Raw genomic sequence first — 21,873 nt, 5'->3', positions numbered from 1 at the left:
GGTTACGCCGGGCTGGATAACGAGCTGTTCTATCTCGACAAGACCATGATGGTGTTCGGCGACGCAAAGAAAGTCGTCGAGGAGATGGTCAAGGCCGTCGAATAGCGCAACGGCTTTCATCCGAGCTGACGTCAACGCGGGGCTGCACGCCATCACTGGGTGCAGCCCCGCGCTACAATGCGCGCTCCATTACGCGATATCGCGCAACCTCCCGCGACAACGCTCCCCCCGCAACCTCCCGCACCTGAGTTCCGCATCATGACGCTTGGCATCGTCGCCGCTCTCCATGAAGAAATCGCCGATCTGCTCGCAGAGATGGCCCCCGGCGCCCACGTCGAGCACATCGGCATGCGCGACTATCACGTGGGCAAGCTGCACGGGCACGACTGTGTCATCGTGCTCGCACGCGTGGGCAAAGTCGCGGCAGCGGCCACGACCACGGCCCTGATTCATCGTTTCCACGTCGATGAAATCGTCTTTACCGGTGTGGCGGGCGGCCTGGCGCATGGCTTGTCCGTTGGCGACGTTGTCGTGGCCGACACGCTCATCCAGCACGACATGGACGCCAGCCCCATCTTCCCGCGCTTCGAGATCCCGCTGCTCCGTCGCGCGACGTTCGACGCCGAAGCGTCCTTGCGCGACGCCCTCGCGCAGGCCGCGCGCGATTGGCTCGCCGACGAGATGGCTGCGCAAGTGAGCCCCGAACTGCGCGCCGAATGGCAGATGACGGCACCGCGCGTGCACGTCGGACAGATTGCGAGCGGCGATCGATTCGTCTCCAGCGCACAGGAAGTCAGCCGCCTGCGCGACGCTCTGCCCCAGACACTCGCCGTGGAAATGGAAGGCGCCGCCGTCGCACAGGTGTGCCACGAGTACGGCATCCCGTTCGCAGTGATGCGTACGCTCTCCGATGCGGCCGACGACACTGCACACGTGGACTTCGCGCGCTTTTTGCGCGATGTGGCGAGCCACTATTCGCACGGCATCCTGCGTCGCTTCCTGACGGCACGACACACGTAATCCAGCGCAAAGAACCTCGGCAAGCGTCGGCCCCCTGCCTATCGATCACCGTTTGGACACTCCGGCGCGCGATCTCGACATCGCGCGCGGGCGTCCTTCCGGACAATGTCGCCTCTGACATTTTCCGCAAGGAGGTAGTCGATGAACGTGCACGATCAATGCGCGGGGCCGAGCCCGATGGGCAGCCTGAACTCCCCGGTACTCGAACCGATCTACCGGTCGATGAGTTGGGGCGACATGGTGCATCTCCGGTCGCTCAATCCGAAGTGCAATCCGACGAAGGAGGCGCTCACGCTGGCGGCGGCGCATCCGGACAGCGTGTTCGGAGCGGACGTGGAGTCTCGCATCGGCAAGACGACCACCGGGGCGCCTGCGCGCAACGCGGACCAAGCCATTGCGTTGCGGCGGCTGGCGGTGCTCGAAGACCATGAAGTGACCATCGACGCGCTCAGAGACACCGGCCTGCCGGAGGATATCGCCATCGACCTCGTACGACGGTTGCTCCCGCGGCCCACCGGCTGGTCGATCTTCGAGCGGATGTCAGCCACGCCGACGCTCAACGCCTGGGCGCGTTCCGTCATGACACGCGAAGCGGAAGTTCACGTGGCCGACGACATCCTGACGCTGCGCATTCTGCAAACGTTCGGACATGACGTCGCGGTGCCATGGGTGATCGACACGACCAACCGGTGGGTCTTCTTCTACAGCACGATGGCCTACGAACCGGCGAGCCTGGGACAACTGCTCGACGTCGCGACGCTTGACCGTCCGAACTGCTACGCCCTGCGCAACACCTGTCGCAAAGGCTATCAGGCGCTCGCCTATTGTCACTACGGCGCAGGCGGTCATATCTGGCCGCATTGGGAGGTGCACGAGGGGAACTGGCAGGTTCATCCCGATCTGCGCGCCGGGCTTATCACCGACGACATCGTGTCGACCAACGGCATTACCTGCGACACGGAGCGGTGGCTTCGGGACGTCACCATGGTCGGCGGTCTGGACGCGACGGGATACTCTCCGCGCGTGGGCGTCGACTACGAGAGCGATTTGTCCGACCCGGAAAACGTAGCCTGCGATTCCCAGCGGGCACCCGTCGCGCCGAGCGATCTGCACGAGCGTCTCGAGACCCTGGCTGCGCTTCGACGCGAAGCACGTCGCGCCGCGCAGGGCGCCGGGGCGTCGTCGCCCGCGCCGCATTTGGACACCGGCGTGGCGTCACCCGATGCGGACAGATAGCGCTTGCGTTGCACAAAGCAAAAGACCGGCCTGTGGCCGGTCTTTTTTTGACGTCATGCACCCGCAACGACGGCGATGCGCTCGTGCCGTCGCCTGCGCTTATGCCTGTCCTTCGCCGCCCTCGGCGTTGCCTTCCCCATCGCGCTCCCCGCGCTTGCGCACGGAACCTGCGATCAGGTCGAAGCGGAACAGACGGCATTCGAGCGCGCCGTTATACAGCGGCGTGCGACGCGACTCACGCAGGCGCATCTGGCCCGGCAGGCTCATGTCCGCCGTGAGCAGATACGCGCTCCAGCCGGTGAAGCGTTGCTTGAGCGCATCGCCAAAAGCTTTGAAGAACGCCGCGTCGACACCATCCGGCTGATTGCGCTGGAAGCCGCCGCCGCGATTGCCCTGCACGTCGGGCGAATAGCCGTCGTCGTCGTCGCGCGGGGCACGGCGGCCACGCACTTCGATACGCTCGCCGTACGGCGGGTTCGCCACGATGATCCCCGGACGATCCACCGGCGGCGACATATCGCGCGCATCCACCTGCTTCAGGCCGATGTCGCCCACGCCCGCGCGCTCCAGATTGGCCCGCGACTTGACCAGCATGTCGCCCGAAATATCGCTGCCGAAGATCGTCGCCGGCACGCCGCGCACACGCGCATCGCGCTGCGCATCGGCAGCCTGCACCTTGAGCGCCTGCCATGCGGTGATGTCGTAGCCCCTGAGCTTCTCGAAACCGAAGCGACGCCCCGCGCCCGCAGGCACGCCGAGCGCGATCTGCGCGGCTTCCGCGAGGAAGGTGCCGCTGCCGCACATCGGGTCGTACAGCACCATGTCGGCAGCCGTGTCGGTGCGCCAGCCCGCCAGTCGCAGAATGCCTGCGGCCAGATTCTCGCGCAGCGGGGCCGCGCCCTTGTCCAGACGCCAGCCACGCTTGAACAGCGGCTCGCCGGAGGTATCGAGATAGAGCGTGGCGTCGGTTGCCGTCAGGAACGCGAAGACGCGCACGTCGGGCTGCATCGTATCGATGTTCGGACGCGCGCCAGTCTTCTCGCGCAGACGGTCGCACACGGCGTCCTTGATGCGCAGCGTGACGAACTCGAGACTGCGCACCGGCGCCTTGATGCCGGTGACGTCCACGCGCAGCGTCTGCTGATAGCCGAACCACTCTTCCCAGCGCTGATTCAGCGCGAAGTCGTAGATGTCCTGTTCGGTGCGATATCCCTGTTGGGCAACGCGCAGCAGCACGCGGCTCGCGATGCGCGAATGCAGGTTGGCCGCCATGCCGGCGGCCCAGGGACCGGCGAAATGCACGCCACCCGGCACCTGTTTGCCCACCGAGATCGGGGCCAGACGCCCCAGTTCTGCCAGTTCGGCGGCAAGCGCCTCTTCCAGTCCGCGAGGACAGGGCGCGAAGAATTCGAAGGAAGCCATTTCGATGCGTACGACCAGCACGCGACGTGCCGGCGGAGGGGATAAAACGCTATTGTACGCGCGCCGACCCGGCCGACGTCAGCGGTGCGCCACCGGGGCAGGCGGCGAGTTTGTGCAGCAGGGTGTCGACGATGGCCTCGGGCGACTCGCGAATGTCGATGATGAGCGCGTCGTGCGGCTCTTCGAGCGTGTTGAACTGGCTTTGCAGCAGTGCCGGATCGAAGAAATGCCCCGAGCGCGAGGCAAGACGCTCGCCAATGACTTCGGGCGCCCCTTTGAGATAGACGAACACGACGTCGCCGTCGTGTTCGCCGAGCACGTCCCGATAGCGCGAGCGCAACGCCGAGCACGCGAACACATGATGACGCCCCGCCACCCGGCGCGCGACGATGGCCTCGCGAATCGCGGCAAGCCACGGTGCGCGGTCAGCGTCGTTGAGCGCCTCGCCGCGACGCATCTTCTCGATGTTCGCAGCACTGTGAAACGAATCTGCGTCGGAAAACCCACAGCCCAGACGCTCGGCGAGCATTTGCCCGACCGTGCTCTTGCCGCTGCCCGATACGCCCATTACCACGACGATCATGGCTCGTCTCCTTGTTCCGTGCTGGTTCACGCCAGCGTGTTGCTCATGTTGCTCGTCTTGCCCGTGCTGCGCTCGTTGCCCGCCCTGCATCGCTACCTCACACCACTGCTGCGAGGCCGAGCGTGAGCAACAACGCCACGACCGAGATGATCGTCTCGCAAACCGTCCACGTCTTGAAGGTCTGCGGCACGGTCATATTGAAGTATTCCTTGACCAGCCAGAAGCCGCCGTCGTTCACGTGCGACAGAATCAGCGACCCCGCGCCCGTGGCCAGCACCATCAGCTCCGGCTTGACCGTCGCCCCGGCAGCCGCCGCGATCGGTGCGACGATGCCGCACGCGGTCGTCATGGCCACCGTGGCCGAGCCCGTTGCGATACGGATCAGCACCGCCACCAGCCAGCCCAGCAGCAGCGGCGAGAGATTGGCGTTCGTCGCCACATCGACGATGGCCTTCGACACGCCGCTGTCCATCAGGATACGCCCGAAACCGCCACCCGCTCCCACCACCAGCGTGATGGTCGCGATCGGCGCCAGACACTCGTTGGTGAACTTCAGGATCTGGTCGCGATTGAAGCCGCGTTGCTTGCCAAACGTAAAGAAGCTCACGAGCGTGGCGATGAGCAGCGCCATCACCGAGTTACCGATCAGACGCAGAAAATCGTTGGCGAAGGTCTTCGGTGCGAAGAACAGGTCGGCCCAACTGCCGATGAGCATCAGAATGACCGGCAGCAGAATCGTGAACAGCGTGATGCCGAAGCCCGGCAGTTTGTCGAGCGGACGGTCTTCGTCGACGAACTGCGCGAGCAGCGGGTTATCGGGATTGGGGACCACGTAACGCGCCATGAGCTTCGCGAAGAGCGGACCGGCAATGGCGGCCGTCGGAATGCCGACGATCAGCGCGTACATGATGGTGTGGCCGATATCCGCGTTGTAGGCAGTCACGGCCAGCAGCGCGGCGGGGTGCGGCGGAATCAGACCGTGCACGACCGACAGGCCCGCCACCATTGGAATACCCACGAGCACCATCGAAGTGCCGGTACGCTTCGCGACGTTGAACGCAATCGGAATCAGCAGCACGAAGCCGACCTCGAAGAACACCGGCAGACCGACGATGAACGCGATCACGACCATCGCCCAATGCACGTTCTTCTCGCCGAAGAAGCCGATGAGGGTGCGCGCGATGCGCTCGGCGCCCCCGGACTCGGCCATCATCTTGCCGAGCATCGTGCCAAGCCCCACCACCAGCGCGATGTGCCCCAGCGTATTGCCCACCCCGGTCTCGAATGCCTTGACGATGCCGCCCATGGGCATGCCCACCGCCAGCCCGAGCACGAGCGAGACGACGATCAGCGTGATGAACGGATTCAGTTTGAAACGCGCGATCAGCACGATCAGCGCGATTACCGCGACAAGCGCGTACACCAGCAGCAAGTTGCCTTGCACCGCGACCATGGGGGTCTCCTCGTTTGGCTAGATGGGCGAATGCCCGTTGGGCTCGCGCCCGTTTATTGGAATCCTGTTATTCGATGAAGCCGGCATTGCCCCGCCGTTGTTGCGTCATTGCGTCATTGCGTCATTGCGTCGCGGGGTCGTGGGGTCGCGACGTCGCCAGATATCGCCGCGGCGCGACCTCAAACTCTCACGCGCGCGGCAGTGCACTCGCCGCACGGGCCAGACGCGTAATGCCGCTCCAGTCCTTCGCGTCAACCAGCGTCTTGGGCGTGAGCCACGAGCCGCCCACGCAGACCACGTTCGGTTGCGCCAGATACGACGGTGCCGACTCGGCGCTGATGCCGCCCGTCGGGCAGAAACGCACGTTGCGGAACGGGCCATACAGCGCCTTGAGCATCGGCACGCCGCCCGAGGGCTCGGCCGGGAAGAACTTCACCGTCTCGTAGCCATCGGCGAGCGCCGCCAGAATGTCTGAGGGCGTGACCACGCCCGGCAGCAGCGGCAGGCCTGCGGCCTGGGCGGCAGCGCCCAGCGCAGGCGTGTAGCCCGGCGAGACGCCGAAGCGTGCACCGACGGCCACGGCTTGCGCCATTTCCTCAGGGCGCGTAAGCGTGCCAACGCCTACGATCAACTCGTCGGACAAGGCCGCCACATGACGGATGACGTCCATCGCCGCCGGAGTGCGCAGCGTGATTTCGAGGACTCGCACGCCGCCCGCGAGCAGCGCACGCGAGACGTGCTCGCCCTGCTCGACGTTATCGAACTGGAGCACCGGAACCACGGGGCCGGCACGAACGATGTCATTGATGTCCATTACGTTTTCCTTGAATGCCGTGACGGGTGGCAACCCGTCACTCAGTACCGAAGAACACGGAAGCGCCCGTCTCTGCCGCGCCCACGGCCGCACGCATATGGCCGAAGAGCAGACGTCCGGTGTCGTCGCCCGAGGCCGGCACCGGCGCGATCTCGCGATCGGTCCAGGCCTGCGGGGACACCTCGGCGTGCAGCATGCCGGCGTTCGCGTCGAGCACGATCAGATCGCCGTCGCGCACGCGGGCGAGCGGGCCGCCCCCTGCCGCCTCGGGCGACACGTGAATCACGGCGGGCACCTTGCCCGACGCGCCGGACATCCGGCCATCGGTCACGAGCGCCACAGCGAACCCTTCGTCCTGCAAGACACCGAGCAACGGGGTGAGGCGATGCAGCTCGGGCATGCCGTTGGCGCGCGGCCCCTGGCCACGCAACACCACCACCACGTCGCAATGCAGCTCGCCTGCGTCGAACGCGGCCTGAACCGCTTCCTGCGAAGTAAATACGCGTGCCGTTGCAGCCACGCGCCGATGTTCCGGCTTGACCGCCGACACCTTGATGACACCTCGCCCCAGATTGCCGTGCATGAGCCGCAGTCCGCCATCGGGGGCGAACGGCTCGGCATGACCGCGCAAGACGTCACGATCCCCACTGTAGGCGCTCCCCGCGCGCCACGCCAGCCCTTCGGGCGAGAGCCAGGGCTCGGCGCGGTAGCGCGAAAGACCTGGACCCGCCACGGTCTTCACGTCGTCATGCAGCAGACCGGCGTCGAGCAATTCGCCGATCAGGAAGCCCATGCCGCCCGCCGCGTGAAAATGATTCACGTCGGCCTTGCCGTTCGGATAGACGCGCGCCATGAGCGGCACAATGGCCGACAAGGCGTCGAAGTCGTCCCAATCGATGATGACGCCCGCCGCCCGCGCCATCGCCACCAGATGCAGCGTGTGGTTGGTCGAGCCGCCCGTGGCCAGCAGGCCGACGATGCCGTTGACGACCGCGCGCTCGTCGACCACGTGGCCCACGGGGGTGTAGTCGGACGTATCGGCGCCGATGGCCAGCACGCGCGCGAGCGCGGCGTCGGTGAGTGCGTCGCGCAACGGCGTGTGCGGGTGCACGAAGGCTGCGCCCGGCAGGTGCAGTCCCATGATTTCCATGAGCAACTGATTGCTGTTGGCCGTGCCGTAGAAGGTGCACGTGCCCGCGCTGTGATACGCCTGCGATTCGGATTCGAGCAACGCGTCGCGCCCGACCTTGCCGGTGGCGTACAACTGGCGGATCTTGGCCTTTTCGTCGTTCGACAGGCCGCTGGCCATCGGGCCGGCCGGCACGAAAATCGTCGGCAGATGACCGAACTGCAACGCGCCGATCACCAGACCCGGCACGATCTTGTCGCATACGCCGAGCATCAGCGCCGCGTCGAACATGTTGTGCGAGAGGGCGATGGCCGTGCTCATCGCAATGATTTCGCGCGAGAACAGCGACAACTCCATACCCGCATTGCCCTGCGTGACGCCGTCGCACATCGCCGGCACACCGCCCGCGACCTGCGCCGTCGCGCCGAGCTTGCGCGCGGCTTCGCGCAAACGCGCCGGATAGTGTTCATACGGCTGATGCGCCGAGAGCATGTCGTTGTATGCCGTGACGATCCCGACGTTCGGGCGACGCTGCTCGCGCAGAATCAGCTTGTCGTTGGCCGGCATGGCGGCGAAACCGTGAGCCAGATTGGCGCACGACAGCGCGCCGCGTTGCGGAAAGCGGCCGGCGCTCGCGTCGATGCGAGCCAGATACGCCGCACGCGTGTCGCGGCTACGCGCGGCAATGCGCGCAGTGACGGCCATTACGGTCGGGTGCAGGGACTTGGTTTGCTCTGACGTCATGCCGGGAACTGGATTGCGACGCCCCCAGGGTGAGGGCGATTGGGAGCGGAGTTTAGTAGAAATTCTACATCCCATCAATCGAAAGGAACCGGCATTGGGGCTTTTACTGAGTCATTTCCGCCACTTACGTGAGTTCATGCCATATCGAGAAACATCGATTCACAATACGGAATCCTGTAATTTTGTAGTTTTTGTACATTTTCGATGACAGTCATCTCGTCGACGCCTGTATCCAGGCCGCAGCGCCGGGGAATGCAGGAGCACATGCGGGTGCTATAGTGAGCCTCTGACAAGCCGGGTACGTGTCACGCCAGCGCTCGCGTGACACAGCACACCGGCAATATGGGGAATGACGTGCGGCGTGCATCGCTGCGCGTCTGCTTTTGTGGGTGCCTGTCTGCCATGCTGAATCGAATCGAAGCCGCGTTGACCCAATTGCGCCCGTCCGAGCGCAAGCTCGCGACCTATGTGCTGGACGTCCCGCGCGAAGTCGTCGATCTGTCGATGAACGAACTTGCCGAGCGCGCCAGCGTCAGTCAGCCGACGATCGCGCGCTTCTGTCAGGCGGTCGGATGCAGCGGCTACCGCGAATTCAAGATCCGTCTGGCGCAAGGCATCGCGCAAGGCGTGCCGTTCGTGCACCGCGACGTGCGCCCGGACGAGCCCGTCCCCGGCATTGCCAGCAAGGTGCTGGACCGCACCATCGGCAGCCTCATGCAGGTGCGCAACAACCTCTCGCCGGACAGCATCGGACAAGCCATCGACCTGCTCGCCGGCGCACGCCGCATCGAGTTTTACGGCGCGGGCGCATCGGGCATCGCCGCGCAGGACATGCAGCACAAATTCTTCCGTCTTGGCGTGCCAGCCGTGGCGTACAACGATCCGCACGTCTACGGCATGTCGGCCGCGCTGCTGGGCGTGGGCGATGTGGTGGTGGCGATCTCGAACACCGGGCGCACGCAGGATCTGCTCGAAGCCGCGACGCTCGCGCGCTCGGCGGGGGCGAGCGTGATTGCGATCACGCACAGCAACTCGCCGCTGGCGCGCCAGGCGAGCGTGGCGCTGTTTGCCGACGTCGACGAAGACACCGATGTGTATTCACCGCTGACCTCGCGCATCGCGCATCTGGCCATTGGCGACGTGCTTGCCGTGGGCATGGCGCTGCGCCTGGGCGAGCGGCTGCCCTCGCAGCTCGCCCGCGCGAAGGAAGTCATCAACCGTCGTCGCACGTCGAACGACGGGAAGTGACGAGACGTCGACTGACAATGCAAAGGGCGGAGCCTGTGACAGCGCTCCGCCCTTTTCCATCGGCGTCGCTTGCTTCGTCTGACGGTTGCCCCGTCAGTGACTCCGATCAGCGCTGCTGCGCCTGCGGATTCACCACGTTCTGCAAGGGCTTGCCCGTGAGGGCGGCGATCAGATTGTCGGCTGCGCACGACGCCATCGCGTGACGCGTCTCGTGCGTGGCCGAGCCGATGTGCGGCAGCGCCACCACGTTCTTCATCTTGAGCAGCGGCGAATCGACCGACACCGGCTCACGCTCGAACACGTCGAGACCGGCCGCGCGAAGGTGGCCGCACGCCAGCGCGTCGACCAGCGCCGCTTCGTCGATCACCTTGCCGCGCGCCGCGTTGATGAAGATCGCACCGCGTTTCATCTGTGCGAACTCACTGGCACCGATCAGACGCTCCGTCTCGGGCGACAGCGGCACGAGCGTGATGACGAAATCGGCCTGCGCAAGCAACTCGGGCAGCGTGCGGTACTCGGCGCCGTATGCCTTTTCCGCCGCTTCGTTGCGCGAACGATTGCTGTACATCACCTTCATGCCGAAGCCGAGCGCGGCACGACGCGCCACCGCCCCACCGATGCGGCCCATGCCGACGATACCCAGCGTCTTGCCGTGCACATCGGTACCGAAATACTCATCGCCGAGGCTCGCCTTCCAGCCGCCCGCCTTCACCAGTTCGGCCAGCTCGACCACGCGACGCGCGCTCGAGAGCACCAGCGCGAAGACGGTGTCCGCCGTGGTTTCCGTCAGCACGTCGGGGGTGTTCATCAGGACGATGCCGCGACGCGTGAGGTCGGGCACGTCGAACTGGTCGTAACCTACGGAAATCGTGGCCCACGCCTTGAGTTTCGGCGCGGCGTCGAGCAGCGCAGGCGTGGCGTTCACGCCAACGCCGATGGCGCCGTCGGCACGGCCGAGCGCCGCCGTGAACTCGGCGCGATTGCCATCGTTCACACCGTCGAATTCGGCAAGCGCGAATTGGTCGGCCAATCGCGCACGCACCTCTGGTGGCACGCCCTTGTAAAGCACCACTTCCGGACGACTCATTCTGTTCACTCCTGGGGGGTTGTCGCTGCCCGAACGCGCAGGCAGCGTACGAAACGATGGGTTGATCGGGTCAGCACGGCGTCAGCGCACATTCAGCGTTTTGCGGCGCTGGCCTCGGCGAAGGCCCGTTCGAGAAAATCGAGGCGATCCTGGCCCCAGTAGGGCTCGCCCTGGAAGACGAACCACGGCGCGCCGTACACACCGGCGCTCGCAGCGTCGTCGGTGTTGGCGTCGTACGCCGCCTGCACGCTCGCACCGTTCGAGGCGGTGAGCAGCGACTTGCCGTCGAGCGACAGGCTATCGGCGATGGCCTGCAATGTCGCGTCGTCGGCGATGTTGCGCTCGTCGACCCACAGCGCCTGCGACACGGCGCCGATCAGTTCGAGCGCCTTGTCGGTGCCATGCGCAAGTTGTGTCGCGACCACCAGACGCGCGGACGGATCGCCCGACACCGGGAAAAACTTCGGCTGGAGGTTGAGCGGCAGGTCGAGATACTTCGACCAGCGCGCCAGCTCGACCAGGCGATACGCCTGACGTTGCGGCGAGCGCTTGGCCAGCGGCAGGCCGCCCGAGCCGTTGAAAATGCGTCCGAGATCCATCGGCTTGAGCTGGATCTGAACATCGTAGCGACGCGCCAACGCCACGAAGCGCGCGTGCCCCATGTAGACATAGGGCGACTGCGTCGCCAGAAAATACTCGCAGGTCAGACTCACGGCAAACTCCTCTTGCTATCGATGGTTGGCGCTTATGGGTAGCGCTTGTGATGCACGACGACGTGTGTGAAGTACGAAAAACGCGAGAGCGACGGCCTGGCGCTCGGATCGATGTTCGGATCGAGGATCAGAACGGCTTGACGACGGCAAGGATCACCGCGGCGAGCAGCCCCAGCACAGGAATCTCGTTGAAATAACGATACCAGCGATGCGAGTGCGTGTTGCGGCCGGTCTCGAACTTGCGCAGCAGACGGCCGCACGCGTGGTGATAGCCCAGCAGCAGCACCACGATGAGCAGCTTGGCGTGCAACCAGCCGCCGTAACGGCCGATGCCGTAGTACAGCCAGAGGATCAATCCGAAAGCGAGCGCAGGCACGGCCAGAATCGTCATGAAGCGATAGAGCTTGCGTGCCATGAGCAGCAGACGCTGCGTGGCGGCGGGTTCGCTCTCCATCGCGAGGTTGACGAAAATACGCGGCAAATAGAACAGGCCGGCAAACCACGAAGCGACGAAAACGATGTGAAACGCTTTGATCCAGAGCATCGGGGACAGGCGACCCGCCAGCGAGCCGTCGAATATTTTGAACAGCAAGCAATGTACAACAATCCGTCGTGTCGCGACGCGCAACGCCCCCTCGTCTCGACGCCCGGACGCTGCGGCAAATCGACGCGACGGGACGCGCGCCGGGCCCGGGCGTTACGTGGGCATGTGCCTTGGCATGACCTCCGTGCGTCTCATCCGATGAAACGCGGCGTTGATCGCATTGGCGTCTTCGGCCATGCCACTTCGCGGCTGTGCCAGAATACGGGCCATATTGGCTTTTTTGCCCGCGTCGGCGCAGCACGTCGATCATTGGCTCCCGCATGAGAATTCTTGGTATCGACCCCGGCCTGCGAGTCACCGGCTTTGGCGTGCTCGAAAAGCACGGCAACCGCCTGCAATATGTGACGAGCGGCGTCATCCGTACCGGCGAAGGCACGCTGCCCGCCCGGTTGCGCATCATCTTTGAGAGCGTGGCGGAACTGGTCGACACCTACCGGCCCGATCAGGCCGCCATCGAAAAGGTGTTCGTCAACGTCAACCCGCAATCCACGCTGTTGCTCGGTCAGGCGCGCGGTGCGGCGATCACCGCGCTGTCGGTCGGCGGGCTGGAAGTCTTCGAATACACGCCGATGCAGCTCAAGCAGGCAGTCGTGGGCTACGGACGCGCCCGCAAAGAGCAGGTGCAGGAGATGGTCACACGCCTGCTCACACTCACCGGCACGCCGGGCAAGGACGCCTCCGATGCGCTGGGCGTGGCCATTTGCCATGCCCACAACGGCGAGACATTCTCGGCGCTGGCCGAAGTCTCCCCGGCGCTCGCGGCCAAGGGGCTGCGGATCAAGCGCGGGCGGCTGGTCGGCTGATCCGCGCCGGTTCGCGCTGATTCACGCGACGCACAGCCAATCCCGCGACAAGACGCGACGAAATGCGGCGAATCCCCATAGCGACTGCCGCCCCCGTTTTCCCAGCCGCGACACCCCGGCAAGCGACGTCCGAAGCGCTACAATGCAGCCATGATCGAAACCGACAAACTCGCCGCCGAGCGCATCATCGCGCCGACCCCGGCCTCGCCCAACGAGGAAGCCTTCGAGCGCGCCCTGCGCCCCAAGCTGCTCGACGAATACGTCGGCCAGCGCAAAGTGCGCGAACAGCTCGAAATCTTCATCGCAGCGGCCCGCAATCGCTCGGAACCGCTCGACCACGTGCTGCTCTTCGGGCCGCCGGGTCTGGGCAAGACAACGCTCGCCCACATCATCGCCCGCGAAATGGGCGTGCATCTGCGCCAGACGTCGGGGCCCGTGCTGGAGCGTCCGGGCGACCTCGCGGCGCTGCTGACCAATCTCGAAGCCAACGACGTACTGTTCATCGACGAAATCCACCGTCTCTCACCGGTCGTCGAGGAAATTCTGTATCCGGCGCTCGAGGACTATCAGATCGACATCATGATCGGCGAGGGACCGGCGGCGCGCAGCGTCAAGCTCGATCTCCAGCCGTTCACGCTCGTGGGCGCCACGACACGCGCGGGCATGCTGACGAATCCGCTACGCGACCGCTTCGGGATCGTGGCGCGCCTGGAGTTTTATTCGGCTGACGAACTGGCGGGCATCGTGCGCCGCTCGGCCGGTCTGCTCGGCGCGGTCATTGCCGAGGACGGCGCGTACGAGATCGCCCGTCGCGCGCGTGGCACGCCGCGTATCGCCAACCGCTTGCTGCGTCGCGTGCGCGACTTCGCCGAAGTGAAGGCGGACGGCCGCATTACCGCCGCCGTGGCCGACGCCGCGCTGGCGATGCTCGACGTCGACGCAGCCGGCTTCGACGTGATGGACCGCAAGCTGCTCGAATCGGTGCTGCACAAGTTCGACGGCGGCCCGGTCGGCGTCGACAACCTGGCTGCCGCCATCGGCGAAGAGCGCGACACCATCGAAGACGTGATCGAGCCATACCTGATCCAGCAGGGCTTCCTTCAGCGCACACCGCGCGGACGCATCGCCACGCTCGCGGCCTATCGCCATTTCGGACTGGCCGCCCCCGGCAGCGCGCCGGAAAGCGGCTCGCTGTGGTCGCCCGACACCACCGGCAAGTAATCGCGCCCCCAGCACCTCCGACGCCGCGTCTCACGCCCCCCCTGAACGCTCCATGGCTTCGCACGACGACCTCCCCACCCCACCCCCGACGACGCCCCTGCGCCCCGCCGGGCAGGTGAAGGGTGTGTCGGGACACCTGCGGCACGCCATCGCGATGCGGCTCGTGAGCCTCACGTCCGGCCCCGGCGCGCCCCGTCTGAATTACGACACCCCCGACGGCGATCCCGGCCTGTTCGGCCCCGATGCCGCCTGCTGGCAGGTTCACGGCGATTTCACATCGATGATGATCGGCGGTGTAAGCGCGCTGCTGCTGCAATCGCTGCATCCGCTCGCAATGGCCGGGGTCTGGGATCACTCCACGTTCCGGCAGGACGTGATGGGACGCCTGCGCCGTACGGCCACGTTCATTGGCGGCACGACCTTCGGCAATACGGCCGACGCCGAAGCTCTGCTCGCGCGCGTGCGACGCATCCATCTTCAGGTCACGGGCACCGCCCCGGATGGGCGTCACTATGCGGCCTACGATCCCGATCTGCTGACGTGGGTGCATGTCGCGGAGACGTCGAGCTTCCTGCGCAGTTATCTCGTCTACAAGCATCCCGCATTCTCGCGCAGCGATCAGGATCGCTACTACGCGGAAGTCTCGCGCATTGCGATCGCGCTGGGCGCGCGCGATGTGCCGACGAGCGTCGCGCAAATCGACGACTATCTCGCCGCCATGCGACCAGTGCTAAGCGCGAGTGAGCGCACAGAGGAAGTGGTTCGCGTGCTGCGCAATCTGCCCGCGCCGTTCGCGGGCGCGCGAGTGTTCAGCGGATTGTTGTTCCGCGCGGGTATCGATCTGCTGCCGGACTGGTCGCAGGCAATGCTCGGCTTCGCGGACAGGGCCAACATACGTCGCCTGACGGTGCGCCCTGCCGTGCGTCACATGGCGCAGGTGGCTCGCTGGTCGATGCGTAACAGCGTGGCGCACCGCGCGCGTCGCCGCGCATTGGCCACACCGGCTGTCGCCGTCACGGAACCGTCGCTGGAGCGCTAGAGGTGCTGAGTGCTGGGTGCTGGGTGCTGAGTGCTGGGTGCTGAGTGCTGGGTGCTGGGTGCTGGGTGCTGGGTGCTGAGTGCTGGGTGCTGGGTGCTGGGTGCTGGGTGCTGGGTGAGTTGGATGCGCTAAGCGTGCTCAGGTGGTCACGGGTCTCGGGAGCGCTCCGAGCGTCGTAGTCGATGTACCGCGATGTACCCGATATAGCCGACGCAACCTTCCAACCATCATCGATATCGCGAGTTCGAGGATTCGCGGCTTCGTTGCCAACGCCGTCACACCACTCGCGGATCGACCCGGTCGGCAGCCGCAGCGCCCACCGGTTTGTCGTTGCTCTCGTCGCGCACGGCGTCCTCCAGATGCGTGACATCTCCCCAGCTCAGCACGTGCCAGCCCAGTTCGTCGTGAGCCAGCCGATTCACGCTCGCATTGAGCAACGGATAGGCGCGTGGCTCGTTCAGTGCGAGGCCCGTCGCGAGCCGGTAGCAACAATCGAGCACGCCGCCGTGCGCCACGAGCGCGATACGCTGCCCGGCGTAGTCACGCAACACTTGCGCGATGAAATCGGTAATTCGCGTGTAGACCCCCCGCGTCGACTCGCCTCCCGGGATCACGAAGTCCGGATCGCGGCTCTGCCAGCGGACATAGTCTTGCGGGAACGCCGCCCGAATCTCGTCGGGTGCGTGCGTCTCGAAAGCGCCGTAGTGACGCTCTCTGAGACTCGCCGTGCGTGCGAGGGGCAACCCGCACGCGCGCGCGACGGGTTCCGCCGTCTGCACCGCGCGCTGCAAATCGCTCGTGAGCACGTGATCGAACACGCGGCCCTGTGCCGCGACCTCGCGTGCAATCCGCTCGCCCAGCAACACCGCCTGACGTTCCCCGTGCGCCGACAGCGGCATATCCGTGTGTCCCTGAATCCGTTTGACACGGTTCCAGTCGGTCTCGCCGTGGCGAATCAAGGTGAGGGTGGTTGTCGTGCCGGTCATCGAAGCGGTTGCGGTTGCGCGGTTAAGAGATTGAGCGGTTGAGAGCGAGCGAAACGGAATAAAACGACGCAGAAACGGAGGCAAAAACGAAAGCGCGGGAGGAAGCCAGCGCCCTACGCCGGGAATCCGGCGAGAGCCGCCAGCCGTGTCGCCCTCAGACAGCCTTCGGATTGATCGTGTAAGTGCCGGTCACGCTCGCGCTGCCCAGTACATGCGGCTTGATCGCCGCGCGCACGTCGTTGCCGTCGAAACGGCCGTCGAGCGGCACGCGGGCCACGTCCAGCGCATATACGGTGAAGTGGTAGTGGTGAACGATCGTGTCGTTCCACGGCGGGCACGGGCCGTCATAGCCGTAGTAATCGCCCGTCATCGACTCGTCGCCTGCGAACCATGCGGTGTAGTCGTTCACACCGTGACGCATGCCGTCGAGCGCGTCCGGGCCGAACTTGCCGCGCGGTGTGACGTGATTGCTGTGGCTGGCCGCCGGGATCTCGGACACCGAGGCCGGCACGTCGACGAGCACCCAGTGATAGAAATCGACGCGCGGCAGATCGGCCGGCACTTCGCGGCCTTCCTTGTTGACGTCATCGCCCTGGCTCGGCACGTCGCTGTCGGTACAGATCACGACAAACGAGCGCGTACCCGCGGGCACGTCGGACCAGGCCAGATGCGGATTCTTGTTCTGCGACAGCGCGACATGCGCCTGTGCATCCGGTTTGCCGAAGGCGAACTGTGCATCCATCGCCGCATTGTCGGCAAACGAGTCACTCCAGACTTTCATCGGATTCTCCCAAGCATTGTGTTTTCAGAACCCGTCGACGGTATCACACCGATGCGAATCGCGTGCAGTCACCCTCGCATATCCAGACGATTCCGAGCGATTTTCGGGATAACGGGAAAACATGGGGACGTGCTCGCGAGCCGTGAGAATGACGCGAAGAGTTGGCATTGCGGGTCACGCATGGGAGCGATACGGAATACGGCCTCGCGTGGCCTGATCCGTCTGAGGCTTTGTCAGGCGGCGCCCAATGGCTTGATGCCGATCAAGCCATACCAAGCCCACCTCAGATCACGGCAAAACCACCCGACACCGCTTCAGGCGGCTTCAGGCCACTTCAGGTTTCGTCTGAAGCCAGAACGTCACCGGCCCATCGTTGACGAGCGAGACGCGCATGTGCGCGCCGAACTCGCCGGTTTCCACGATGGGATGGCGCTCGCGCGCCTGCGCGACGAAGTGATCGAAGAGCCGTTTGCCGTCAGCAGGACTCGCTGCCGGCGTGAAGCTGGGACGCGTGCCGCTGTTGGTATCGGCCGCCAGCGTGAACTGCGACACGAGCAGCAGGCCGCCCGCCGCGCCGTTACCGTCGAGACTCGACACGCTGCGGTTCATCTTGCCCGCGTCGTCCGGGAACACGCGATAGCCGAGCAGCTTGGCGAGCAGTTTGTCCGCGCTCGCCTCGGTGTCGCCGCGCTCGGCGCACACCAGGGCGAGCAGGCCCGGACCGATGGCGCCGACGGTGCGGCCATCGACCGTCACCGCCGCTTCGAGCACACGCTGGATGAGCGCAATCATCGGAATACCAACGCGCGGGACGTCAACGCTCAGGCGAGCGTCACGCGGGCAAAGCGGCGCTTGCCGACTTGCACGACGTAAGTCCCGGCGTCGATCTTCGCCCCCTTGTCGGACACGACGTCGCCATCGACGCGCACCCCCCCCTGCTCGATGTTGCGGTTCGCTTCCGACGTCGACGGCACCAGACCCGCCTGCTTGAGCAGTTGAGCGATGCCAAGCGGTGCGCCTTCGAGGGAAACTTCCGGAATATCGTCCGGCACGGCACCCTTCGCACGTGCGTTGAAGTCGTCGAGCGCGCGCTCGGCGTCCGCCTGCGAGTGAAAACGCGCCACGATTTCCTGCGCGAGCAGCACCTTCACGTCGCGCGGGTTACGGCCGCCTTCGACTTCCTTGCGCAGTTGCGCGATCTCTTCGAGCGAACGGAACGACAGCAACTCGTAGTAGCGCCACATCAGTTCGTCCGAGATGCTCATCAGCTTGCCGAACATCTCGCTCGGCTTCTCGCTGATGCCGATGTAGTTGCCCTTGGACTTCGACATCTTCTCGACACCGTCCAGCCCTTCGAGCAGCGGCATCGTGAGAATGCACTGCGGCTCCTGACCGTATTGCTTCTGCAATTCACGGCCCACCAGCAGGTTGAACTTCTGGTCGGTGCCGCCGAGTTCCAGATCGGACTCCAGCGCCACCGAATCGTAGCCCTGCATCAGCGGGTAGAGGAATTCGTGGATGGCGATGGGCACGCCACCCTGGAAACGCTTGGTGAAGTCTTCGCGCTCAAGCATGCGCGCCATGGTGTAGCGCGACGCAAGCTTGATCATGCCGTCGGCGCCCAGCTTCATCGACCATTCGCTGTTGTAGCGGATTTCGGTCTTGTCGCGATCGAGCACCAGCGCTGCCTGCTCGAAATAGGTCTTGGCGTTCGCCTCGATCTGCTCGCGCGTGAGCGGCGGGCGCGTGCTGTTACGGCCCGACGGATCGCCGATCAACGAAGTGAAGTCGCCGATCAGGAAGATGACCGTGTGCCCCAGATCCTGCAACTGGCGCATCTTGTTGAGCACCACCGTGTGGCCGATGTGAATATCGGGCGCCGTCGGATCCAGACCCAGCTTGATGCGCAGCGGCTTGCCTGTCGCTTCGCTGCGCGCCAGCTTCTGCAGAAACTCCTCTTCCACGAGCAGCTCGTCGCAGCCGCGCTTGGCGATCGCCAGCGCGGCCCGCGTGGCATCGGTTACGGGGTACTTCTTTTCCTGGGTGAGTGTGTGTTCACTTGTCATAACATCATTGTCCAGACTGTATCGGGATTTTCCCTTTATCCAGTCAGTAAAGGCGGGGGCAGCGGCGCGTCTGCTATAATCGCCGCTCAATTCTCGGCTCGGTCCGAAGCGACGCCGGGTTGCCCCGGAATTCCGGCAGGCAATCTCGAAGCATGTCGCTCCGCCCGGGCTTTTTTCGTAAGTTGCGCAGAATTTTACGTGATGTGGCCAAAACTCCGTGATTTTTTTGCGCGTGAACTGCTGACCCTGATCGATCCCACGCAGCCGAAGCACCGTCGCAGAAAGGTGCAAATCGTGGCGACGGTCGGTTCGGCCCTGACGTTGGGAATGGTGACCGCTTTCGGCGTGGCACCGATGGTGCCCGATTCGGCACGCAACGGTGCGAGCGTGACCCTGCCGCTCACCTTCCCCGACCTGGCCAAACAGATCCAGCAGCTCGACGCGCAATCCCATACCTATATCCATCAAGTGGCGCTGCGGCGCGGCGAAACCCTCAGCGACATGCTCTCGCGGCTGTCGATTCAGGACCCCGTTGCCGAGAAGTTCATTCGCGATAACGCCGTCGCCCGGCGTCTGATCGGCGTGCCCGCAGGGCAGGTCGTACAGGCCGAGACCGACGACGACGGCAAGCTCGTCACGCTCTCCACCGTCCTGTCGACCGGCAGCACTGCCGCTCAGCAACTGGTGATCGAGCGTAACGACGCCGGCCGTCTGCGCGCCCGCATGGAACAGCTCGCCAACGACACCGAATGGGCCATGCGCTCAGGTGCGATTGCAGGCAACTTCTTCACCGCGATGGACGATGCGGGCGTGCCCGATGCCGTGGTCGCCCAGATGGTGAACATCTTCTCCGGTGTCATCAATTTCCAGCGCGGCGTGCGTCGCGGCGACCGCTTCCGTCTCGTGTATGAAGTCGTCAAGCAGCAGGACCGCACGGTTCGTACCGGGCGCGTGCTCGCGATCGAGTTCATCAATCAGGGCAAAACGCATCAGGCTATCTGGTACGCCGATCCGCAAGGCGCGTCGGACGGCGCTTACTACGGCTTCGACGGCCGCAACCTGAAGCAGGCCTTCCTGCGCACGCCGGTCGAGTTTTCGCGGATTTCGTCGGCATTCGGTGGACGCGAACACCCGTTCCAGCACAAGTGGAAGAAGCACGAAGGCGTGGATCTGGCAGCGCCCGTCGGCACGCGCGTGTTCGCTGCGGGCGACGGCGTGGTCAAGTTCGTCGGTACGCAAAACGGTTACGGCAATCTCGTCGAGATCGATCACGCCGGCAACTATCAGACGCGCTACGCCCACCTCTCCGGCTTCGGCCAGGGCATGAAGGTCGGCACCCGTGTCACGCAAGGGCAGGTCATCGGCTTCGTCGGTCAGACGGGCTGGGCCACGGGGCCGCATCTGCATTACGAATTGCGCCTCAAAGGCGTGCCGCTCAATCCGTTTTCGACGGATGTAGCCGCCGTCGCCCCGCTGGCAGGCGCTCGCCTCAAGCTGTTCGACATGTATGCCGAAAACCTGCTCAAACGCATCGATCTGATGCGCACCGTGCAAGTCGCAGAACGCGATTAAGGTATGCTGGAGTCCGCACTGTGCGGGGCAAAACGTGTGATCGACAACGGTCCGCATGTTCGCCTCGCACCGTGCGGAATTCATTTCTCCGGCTCCTAGTACCCTAGTACGCTCGCGCTCCGCACATGACCGACCTCGCCTCCCCTCTCGCCGGCACCGCCTCGGCCACCTCCGGCTCCACAGCCTCCCCCGCTTACTTCATCGGCCTGATGTCGGGCACCAGCCTCGACGGGGTCGACGGCGTCCTTGTCGCGTCAACTGACGGTCGCGTGCTTGCCGAGGCCTACCTGCCATTCCCCGACGAGTTGCGCGAGACGCTGATGGTGCTGCAAGCCGCGTCGGACAACGAGTTGCATCGGGAAGCACTGGCAGCGAACGCGTTGGTACGGATCTACGCGGAGTGCGTGAGTCAGTTGCTCGCCGCGTCGGGATTGCCGGCGTCGGCCATTTGCGCCATTGGCGCGCATGGGCAGACGATTCGTCACCGCCCGGGCGAATTCGACGGCATTGGTTACACGCGCCAGCTCAACGCGCCCGCGTTGCTCGCCGAGTTGACCGGCATCGACGTGGTCGCAGACATTCGCAGCCGCGACGTGGCCGCCGGTGGACAAGGCGCACCGCTCGTGCCCGCGTACCATCAGGCGGTGTTTTCGGAGGCCGGCGAGACGCGCGTCGTGTGCAATCTCGGCGGCATCAGCAACGTGACGATTCTGCCGGCCGCAGCGCTGGCTCAGCCGGTGTTCGGCTTCGATTGCGGCCCCGGCAACGCGCTGCTCGACGGCTGGGCCGCCCGTCATCTCGGCAAGCCTTATGACGACGGCGGCGCCTGGGGCGCTTCCGGGCGCGTCGATGACGCCTTGCTCGCCGCGCTGCTCAGCGAACCCTATTTCACGCAGGCGCCCCCGAAGAGCACAGGCCGCGATCTGTTTCACGCCGCATGGCTCGACGCCCATCTGGCAGCGTTCCCGAACGTCTCGCCGGTGGATGTCCAGGCCACGCTCGTCGCACTGACTGCGCAGTGCATTGCTAACGACGTGAAACGCTTTGCGCCCGGTTGCCGCGGCTTTTACGCCTGCGGCGGCGGCACGCGCAACCTTGCACTCATGCAAGCCATCGCCGCTCGCCTTCCTGGAGTGCGAGTGGCGACGACGGAAGCCCTCGGCGTGCCGCCGCAGCAGGTCGAAGCCCGCGCGTTCGCCTGGCTGGCCGAGCGGTGCGTCGCGCGTCAGCCGGGCAATCTGCCGTCCGTCACCGGGGCGAAAGGCCCGCGCATTCTGGGTGCAATTTATCCGCGCTGAACGCAACATCGCAATATCGCCGCACGGGTGGAGCGCAGCCGATCTCGCGAAGGC

General features: G+C 65.1%; 21 protein-coding genes. 9 read left to right on the top strand and 12 right to left on the bottom strand.

The window, feature by feature from the left end; all coding sequences use genetic code 11:
• From ACIPHM_RS08000 to ACIPHM_RS07990, 3 genes are all read left to right on the top strand, one after another.
• Positions 1 to 105 (top strand): NAD(P)(+) transhydrogenase (Re/Si-specific) subunit beta (locus ACIPHM_RS08000; RefSeq protein ID WP_400326593.1); only part of this gene is annotated, 105 nt, incomplete at its 5' end.
• Positions 106 to 258: 153 nt separating this feature from the next.
• The gene (locus tag ACIPHM_RS07995; protein ID WP_400326498.1) at positions 259 to 1,020 is read left to right on the top strand and encodes a 5'-methylthioadenosine/adenosylhomocysteine nucleosidase; all 762 of its coding nucleotides are present in this window, start codon (positions 259 to 261) and stop codon (positions 1,018 to 1,020) included.
• Between the two features lie 141 nt (positions 1,021 to 1,161).
• Positions 1,162 to 2,256: a hypothetical protein gene (locus ACIPHM_RS07990; RefSeq protein ID WP_400326495.1), complete on the top strand. Its 1,095-nt coding sequence runs from the start codon at positions 1,162 to 1,164 to the stop codon at positions 2,254 to 2,256.
• 99 nt (positions 2,257 to 2,355) lie between these two features.
• On the opposite strand, the gene ACIPHM_RS07985 is transcribed toward ACIPHM_RS07990, so the two are convergent.
• The 5 genes from ACIPHM_RS07985 to edd form a co-directional block, all read right to left on the bottom strand.
• The gene (locus ACIPHM_RS07985; RefSeq protein WP_400326492.1) at positions 2,356 to 3,678 is read right to left on the bottom strand and encodes a class I SAM-dependent RNA methyltransferase; all 1,323 of its coding nucleotides are present in this window, start codon (positions 3,676 to 3,678) and stop codon (positions 2,356 to 2,358) included.
• 49 nt (positions 3,679 to 3,727) lie between these two features.
• On the bottom strand, positions 3,728 to 4,261 hold the full coding sequence (locus ACIPHM_RS07980; protein ID WP_400326489.1) for a gluconokinase: 534 nt from the start codon (positions 4,259 to 4,261) through the stop codon (positions 3,728 to 3,730).
• A 97-nt stretch (positions 4,262 to 4,358) separates the two neighbouring features.
• Positions 4,359 to 5,714, bottom strand: coding sequence for a GntP family permease (locus tag ACIPHM_RS07975; protein WP_400326486.1), 1,356 nt, complete (start codon positions 5,712 to 5,714; stop codon positions 4,359 to 4,361).
• A 187-nt stretch (positions 5,715 to 5,901) separates the two neighbouring features.
• The gene (gene eda / locus ACIPHM_RS07970) at positions 5,902 to 6,528 is read right to left on the bottom strand and encodes a bifunctional 4-hydroxy-2-oxoglutarate aldolase/2-dehydro-3-deoxy-phosphogluconate aldolase (protein ID WP_400326483.1); all 627 of its coding nucleotides are present in this window, start codon (positions 6,526 to 6,528) and stop codon (positions 5,902 to 5,904) included.
• 37 nt (positions 6,529 to 6,565) lie between these two features.
• Positions 6,566 to 8,401 (bottom strand): phosphogluconate dehydratase, encoded by a 1,836-nt coding sequence (edd, locus tag ACIPHM_RS07965; RefSeq protein ID WP_400326480.1) that lies wholly within the window; start codon positions 8,399 to 8,401, stop codon positions 6,566 to 6,568.
• Between the two features lie 402 nt (positions 8,402 to 8,803).
• Here edd and ACIPHM_RS07960 point away from each other — a divergent pair, with 402 nt between their 5' ends.
• Entirely contained in the window at positions 8,804 to 9,649 is an 846-nt protein-coding gene (locus ACIPHM_RS07960; protein ID WP_400326477.1) for an SIS domain-containing protein, read from the top strand.
• 106 nt (positions 9,650 to 9,755) lie between these two features.
• On the opposite strand, the gene ACIPHM_RS07955 is transcribed toward ACIPHM_RS07960, so the two are convergent.
• From ACIPHM_RS07955 to ACIPHM_RS07945, 3 genes are all read right to left on the bottom strand, one after another.
• Positions 9,756 to 10,736 carry an NAD(P)-dependent oxidoreductase gene (locus ACIPHM_RS07955; protein ID WP_400326474.1) on the bottom strand — a complete coding sequence of 327 codons (981 nt, stop codon included), beginning with the start codon at positions 10,734 to 10,736 and terminating at the stop codon, positions 9,756 to 9,758.
• A gap of 92 nt (positions 10,737 to 10,828) precedes the next feature.
• Positions 10,829 to 11,449 (bottom strand): 2-hydroxychromene-2-carboxylate isomerase, encoded by a 621-nt coding sequence (locus ACIPHM_RS07950; RefSeq protein WP_400326471.1) that lies wholly within the window; start codon positions 11,447 to 11,449, stop codon positions 10,829 to 10,831.
• Between the two features lie 127 nt (positions 11,450 to 11,576).
• The gene (locus tag ACIPHM_RS07945) at positions 11,577 to 11,993 is read right to left on the bottom strand and encodes a CopD family protein (RefSeq protein ID WP_400326591.1); all 417 of its coding nucleotides are present in this window, start codon (positions 11,991 to 11,993) and stop codon (positions 11,577 to 11,579) included.
• Positions 11,994 to 12,313: 320 nt separating this feature from the next.
• On the opposite strand from ACIPHM_RS07945, the gene ruvC reads away from it, so the two are divergent.
• The 3 genes from ruvC (at position 12,314) to ACIPHM_RS07930 (ending at position 15,116) form a co-directional block, all read left to right on the top strand.
• Complete coding sequence (gene ruvC, locus ACIPHM_RS07940; protein ID WP_400326468.1) at positions 12,314 to 12,856, top strand: crossover junction endodeoxyribonuclease RuvC; 543 nt, start codon at positions 12,314 to 12,316, stop codon at positions 12,854 to 12,856.
• A 150-nt stretch (positions 12,857 to 13,006) separates the two neighbouring features.
• Positions 13,007 to 14,077, top strand: a complete 1,071-nt coding sequence (gene ruvB / locus ACIPHM_RS07935) for a Holliday junction branch migration DNA helicase RuvB (protein WP_400326465.1) — start codon at positions 13,007 to 13,009, stop codon at positions 14,075 to 14,077.
• A 52-nt stretch (positions 14,078 to 14,129) separates the two neighbouring features.
• The gene (locus tag ACIPHM_RS07930) at positions 14,130 to 15,116 is read left to right on the top strand and encodes an oxygenase MpaB family protein (protein ID WP_400326462.1); all 987 of its coding nucleotides are present in this window, start codon (positions 14,130 to 14,132) and stop codon (positions 15,114 to 15,116) included.
• Positions 15,117 to 15,391: 275 nt separating this feature from the next.
• On the opposite strand, the gene ACIPHM_RS07925 is transcribed toward ACIPHM_RS07930, so the two are convergent.
• The 4 genes from ACIPHM_RS07925 to tyrS all read right to left on the bottom strand — a co-directional run bounded on the left by ACIPHM_RS07925 (position 15,392) and on the right by tyrS (position 18,949).
• Positions 15,392 to 16,102 (bottom strand): histidine phosphatase family protein, encoded by a 711-nt coding sequence (locus ACIPHM_RS07925; RefSeq protein ID WP_400326459.1) that lies wholly within the window; start codon positions 16,100 to 16,102, stop codon positions 15,392 to 15,394.
• A 154-nt stretch (positions 16,103 to 16,256) separates the two neighbouring features.
• Positions 16,257 to 16,883 (bottom strand): YbhB/YbcL family Raf kinase inhibitor-like protein, encoded by a 627-nt coding sequence (locus ACIPHM_RS07920; RefSeq protein WP_400326456.1) that lies wholly within the window; start codon positions 16,881 to 16,883, stop codon positions 16,257 to 16,259.
• Between the two features lie 324 nt (positions 16,884 to 17,207).
• A complete protein-coding gene (dtd, locus tag ACIPHM_RS07915) occupies positions 17,208 to 17,675 on the bottom strand; it encodes a D-aminoacyl-tRNA deacylase (RefSeq protein WP_400326453.1) in 468 nt (155 codons plus the stop codon).
• Positions 17,676 to 17,704: 29 nt separating this feature from the next.
• Complete coding sequence (tyrS, locus tag ACIPHM_RS07910; protein ID WP_400326450.1) at positions 17,705 to 18,949, bottom strand: tyrosine--tRNA ligase; 1,245 nt, start codon at positions 18,947 to 18,949, stop codon at positions 17,705 to 17,707.
• A gap of 201 nt (positions 18,950 to 19,150) precedes the next feature.
• On the opposite strand from tyrS, the gene ACIPHM_RS07905 reads away from it, so the two are divergent.
• Together ACIPHM_RS07905 and ACIPHM_RS07900 are read left to right on the top strand one after the other, a co-directional pair.
• On the top strand, positions 19,151 to 20,521 hold the full coding sequence (locus ACIPHM_RS07905) for a M23 family metallopeptidase (RefSeq protein WP_400326447.1): 1,371 nt from the start codon (positions 19,151 to 19,153) through the stop codon (positions 20,519 to 20,521).
• 125 nt (positions 20,522 to 20,646) lie between these two features.
• A complete protein-coding gene (locus ACIPHM_RS07900) occupies positions 20,647 to 21,819 on the top strand; it encodes an anhydro-N-acetylmuramic acid kinase (RefSeq protein WP_400326444.1) in 1,173 nt (390 codons plus the stop codon).
• The last annotated feature ends 54 nt before the right edge of the window (positions 21,820 to 21,873 follow it).

The sequence above is a fragment of the Pandoraea sp. NPDC087047 genome (genome assembly GCF_044745225.1).
GTDB lineage: Bacteria > Pseudomonadota > Gammaproteobacteria > Burkholderiales > Burkholderiaceae > Pandoraea.
This window is presented reverse-complemented; position numbering and strand designations above follow the sequence as displayed.

Coding starts and splice junctions, on each gene's coding strand:
- ACIPHM_RS07990 (WP_400326495.1), top strand. CDS start 1,162: ATGAACGTGCACGATCAATGCGCGGGGCCGAGCCCGATGGGCAGCCTG.
- edd (WP_400326480.1), bottom strand. CDS start 8,401: ATGACGTCAGAGCAAACCAAGTCCCTGCACCCGACCGTAATGGCCGTC.
- eda (WP_400326483.1), bottom strand. CDS start 6,528: ATGGACATCAATGACATCGTTCGTGCCGGCCCCGTGGTTCCGGTGCTC.
- ACIPHM_RS07920 (WP_400326456.1), bottom strand. CDS start 16,883: ATGAAAGTCTGGAGTGACTCGTTTGCCGACAATGCGGCGATGGATGCA.
- ACIPHM_RS07900 (WP_400326444.1), top strand. CDS start 20,647: ATGACCGACCTCGCCTCCCCTCTCGCCGGCACCGCCTCGGCCACCTCC.
- dtd (WP_400326453.1), bottom strand. CDS start 17,675: ATGATTGCGCTCATCCAGCGTGTGCTCGAAGCGGCGGTGACGGTCGAT.
- ACIPHM_RS07980 (WP_400326489.1), bottom strand. CDS start 4,261: ATGATCGTCGTGGTAATGGGCGTATCGGGCAGCGGCAAGAGCACGGTC.
- ACIPHM_RS07905 (WP_400326447.1), top strand. CDS start 19,151: ATGTGGCCAAAACTCCGTGATTTTTTTGCGCGTGAACTGCTGACCCTG.
- ACIPHM_RS07945 (WP_400326591.1), bottom strand. CDS start 11,993: ATGCTCTGGATCAAAGCGTTTCACATCGTTTTCGTCGCTTCGTGGTTT.
- tyrS (WP_400326450.1), bottom strand. CDS start 18,949: ATGACAAGTGAACACACACTCACCCAGGAAAAGAAGTACCCCGTAACC.
- ACIPHM_RS07930 (WP_400326462.1), top strand. CDS start 14,130: ATGGCTTCGCACGACGACCTCCCCACCCCACCCCCGACGACGCCCCTG.
- ruvC (WP_400326468.1), top strand. CDS start 12,314: ATGAGAATTCTTGGTATCGACCCCGGCCTGCGAGTCACCGGCTTTGGC.
- ruvB (WP_400326465.1), top strand. CDS start 13,007: ATGATCGAAACCGACAAACTCGCCGCCGAGCGCATCATCGCGCCGACC.
- ACIPHM_RS07955 (WP_400326474.1), bottom strand. CDS start 10,736: ATGAGTCGTCCGGAAGTGGTGCTTTACAAGGGCGTGCCACCAGAGGTG.
- ACIPHM_RS07995 (WP_400326498.1), top strand. CDS start 259: ATGACGCTTGGCATCGTCGCCGCTCTCCATGAAGAAATCGCCGATCTG.
- ACIPHM_RS07985 (WP_400326492.1), bottom strand. CDS start 3,678: ATGGCTTCCTTCGAATTCTTCGCGCCCTGTCCTCGCGGACTGGAAGAG.
- ACIPHM_RS07960 (WP_400326477.1), top strand. CDS start 8,804: ATGCTGAATCGAATCGAAGCCGCGTTGACCCAATTGCGCCCGTCCGAG.
- ACIPHM_RS07925 (WP_400326459.1), bottom strand. CDS start 16,102: ATGACCGGCACGACAACCACCCTCACCTTGATTCGCCACGGCGAGACC.
- ACIPHM_RS07975 (WP_400326486.1), bottom strand. CDS start 5,714: ATGGTCGCGGTGCAAGGCAACTTGCTGCTGGTGTACGCGCTTGTCGCG.